Raw genomic sequence first — 2,772 nt, 5'->3', positions numbered from 1 at the left:
CGTGCCCCGGCCGGGGCGGCGGGGTGGTCGGACCCACAGCCTGGCCAGGCCGGCGGCACGCTCGGGCCGACAGCACGCTCGGGCCGATGGAACGGCCGGGCCGCGTGGCCCGATCGGGCGCGTGACCCGGTGAGCCGGTCGGACGGTCGGGCCGACGGAGCGGCCGGGGCGGCGGTCCGGTCAGGCCGATAGTACGGTCAGGTCGGTCGTCGTCCAGCGTTCGCCCAGGCCGGTCACGGTCACCCGGCGCACCTCGTCGGTGGTGTCGCCGACCGCCCGGTGGATGACGACCTGGAGACGGTCCTCGGTCAGCTCCTCGACCTTGCCCTCGCCCCACTCCACGACGATCACCGACTCCGGCAGCGAGACGTCGAGATCGAGGTCCTCCATCTCGTCCAGACCACCGGAGAGCCGGTACGCGTCGACGTGGACCAGCGGCGGACCGTCCCCCAGGGACGGGTGCACCCGGGCGATCACGAACGTCGGCGAGGTGACCGCGCCCCGCACGCCGAGCCCCTCGCCGAGGCCCCGGGTCAGGGTCGTCTTGCCCGCACCCAGCTCGCCCGAGAGCAGCACCAGGTCGCCGGCGCGCAGCAGCTTGGCGAGCCTGCGTCCCAGTTCGCGCATCTGCTCGGGGGAGGTGACGGTCAGCCCTACGGAGTTCGCGGTCGGCGCCGGCTCAGCCGGGTTGTGCGGTGCTGCTGCTTCCATAGCGTCCAACGGTAGCCCCTGCGGGCACCGCACCCGCGCGGACGAGCAGGTCGGCGAGGCGGTCGGTGACCGCCTCCGGGTGCTCCAGCATCACCAGGTGCCCCGCGTCCGGGACCAGCACCAGTTCCGCGTCGGGCAGCAGACCGGCGATCGCCTCGCTGTGCTCGCTCGGCGTGACCAGGTCGTCCACGCCGGCCAGCACCAGCACCGGCAGGCCGGCGAAGTGGGCGAGGGCCTCGGTCTTGTCGTGGTCGTTGAACGCCGGGTAGTACTCGGCGACCACGTCGATCGGCGTGCCCTCGATCATCCGCTCGGCGAACCGGGCGACCGCCGGATCCACGTCCCGGGAAGCGAACGAGTACCGCTTGATGACCCCCGCGAACAGGTCCGCGGTGGCCCGGCGCCCCCGCTCCACCAGCTCGGCCCGCTGCCCCAGCGCCTTCAGCACCCCCGGCAGCACCCGCCGCACCGCGTTGACACCGGCCACCGGCAACCCGAAGTTGACCTCCCCGAGCCGCCCCGACGACGTACCGACCAGGGCGACGCCCACGACCCGCTCCCGGATCAGCTCCGGGTACTGGTCGGCGAGGGCCATCACCGTCATCCCGCCCATGGAGTGACCGACCAGCACCAGCGGCCCCTCGGGCGCCGCCGCGTCGATGACGGCCTTCAGGTCCCGCCCCAGCTGCTCGATGGTGACCGGCTCGCCCCGCTCCACCTGTGCCGCGCCCCGCGCCGAACGGCCGTGGCTGCGCTGGTCCCAGTGCACGGTCCGTACGACGCCCCGCAGCGCGGCCCGCTGGAAGTGCCAGGAGTCCTGGTTGAGGCAGTAGCCGTGGCTGAAGACCACGGTGACCGGGGCGGGGGCCCTGCGGCCGAACAGCCGGCGCCGCCGCTCGGGGGTCGGGGCGGGGTCGACGTCGTCGGCCTCGTAGTACAGCTCGGTGCCGTCATCGGCGTACGCCTTGCCCGGCGTGCCGCGCAGCGCGCCGTACGGTCCCGCGGAGTCGAGGGCGAGCCGGGCCTTCTTGCGCATGCCCCGGCCGACCGTCATCCGCTCTATCGCGACGCCCGCGGCGGCCCCGGTGGCGAGCACGCCTATCGCGACACCGGCGACACCGGTGGCGCGGCGCCAGCCCCCACCGGACGCGGAGGCCGCGGCGGCGGTGGCGGTGGCCTCGGCGATGCCCTCGCTCACGTAGCGCTCCCCTCGTCCCCGTCGCTCCCGTCGTTGACGTAGACGCGCGGGACGCGGGTTCCGATGCGGGTGACGATCTCGTACGCGATGGTCCCGGCCGCCTGCGCCCAGTCCTCGGCGGTGGGCTCGCCGCGGTCACCGGGCCCGAAGAGGACCGCCTCGGCGCCCGGCCCCGGCTCGTCCCCGCCCAGGTCGACGACGAACTGGTCCATCGCGACCCGCCCGGCGACCGTGCGCCACTTGCCCTCGACCAGCACCGGGCCGGTGGAGGAGGCGTGGCGGGGGACGCCGTCCGCGTAGCCGAGCGGGACGAGGCCGAGGGTGGTGGCGCCCGGGGTGAGGTAGTGGTGGCCGTAGCTGACGCCGTGCCCGCCGGGGACGTGCTTCACCAGGGCCATCGAGGCGGACAGGGTCATCGCCGGGCGCAGCCCCAGGTCGGCGGGGGTGCCGATCTCGGGGCCGGGCGAGACGCCGTACATCGCGATGCCGGGGCGGACGAGGTCGAAGTGGCTCTCGGGGAGGGTGAGGGTGGCGGGCGAGTTCGCGATGTGCCGCACCTCGGGGTCGACGCCCCGTCCCTCCGCGTACGCGACCATCTCCCGGAACCGGGTGAGCTGGGCGGCGATGGAGGGATGGCCCGGTTCGTCGGCGCAGGCGAAGTGCGACCACAGGCCGGTGACCTCGATCAGCCCCTCGGCCTCGGCGCGCAGCGCGGCGGCGACCAGTTCCGCCCAGTCGTCGCCGGGCTGGCAGCCGCCCCGCCCGAGCCCGGTGTCGGCCTTGAGCTGCACCCGCGCGGGCCGCCCGGCGAGGCGGGCCGCCCGGGTGACCTCGTCCAGCGCCCACATGCCGCTCAGGGACAC

3 protein-coding genes are annotated in these 2,772 nt (G+C 75.1%); all 3 read right to left on the bottom strand.

Annotated features, from left to right (window positions below; all coding sequences use genetic code 11):
• Positions 1-180: 180 nt before the first annotated feature.
• Positions 181-711, bottom strand: coding sequence for a tRNA (adenosine(37)-N6)-threonylcarbamoyltransferase complex ATPase subunit type 1 TsaE (gene tsaE, locus B7767_RS38640; protein ID WP_085576041.1), 531 nt, complete (start codon positions 709-711; stop codon positions 181-183).
• Entirely contained in the window at positions 680-1,909 is a 1,230-nt protein-coding gene (locus B7767_RS38635; RefSeq protein ID WP_085576040.1) for an alpha/beta fold hydrolase, read from the bottom strand. Before B7767_RS38635 ends, tsaE begins: the two co-directional genes overlap by 32 nt.
• Positions 1,906-2,772, bottom strand: an 867-nt coding sequence (gene alr / locus B7767_RS38630) for an alanine racemase (protein WP_085576039.1), incomplete at its 5' end; no start/stop codon positions are given. The genes alr and B7767_RS38635, both read right to left, overlap by 4 nt.

The sequence above is a fragment of the Streptomyces sp. 13-12-16 genome (assembly GCF_002114215.1).
Taxonomy (GTDB): Bacteria; Actinomycetota; Actinomycetes; order Streptomycetales; family Streptomycetaceae; genus Streptomyces.
Note: the sequence above shows the minus strand (reverse complement) of the source record. Positions and strands in the feature narration are given on the sequence as shown.

What these genes read in the sequence shown, in the direction of transcription:
- tsaE (WP_085576041.1), bottom strand. Translation starts at nt 711, where the DNA reads ATGGAAGCAGCAGCACCGCACAACCCGGCTGAGCCGGCGCCGACCGCG.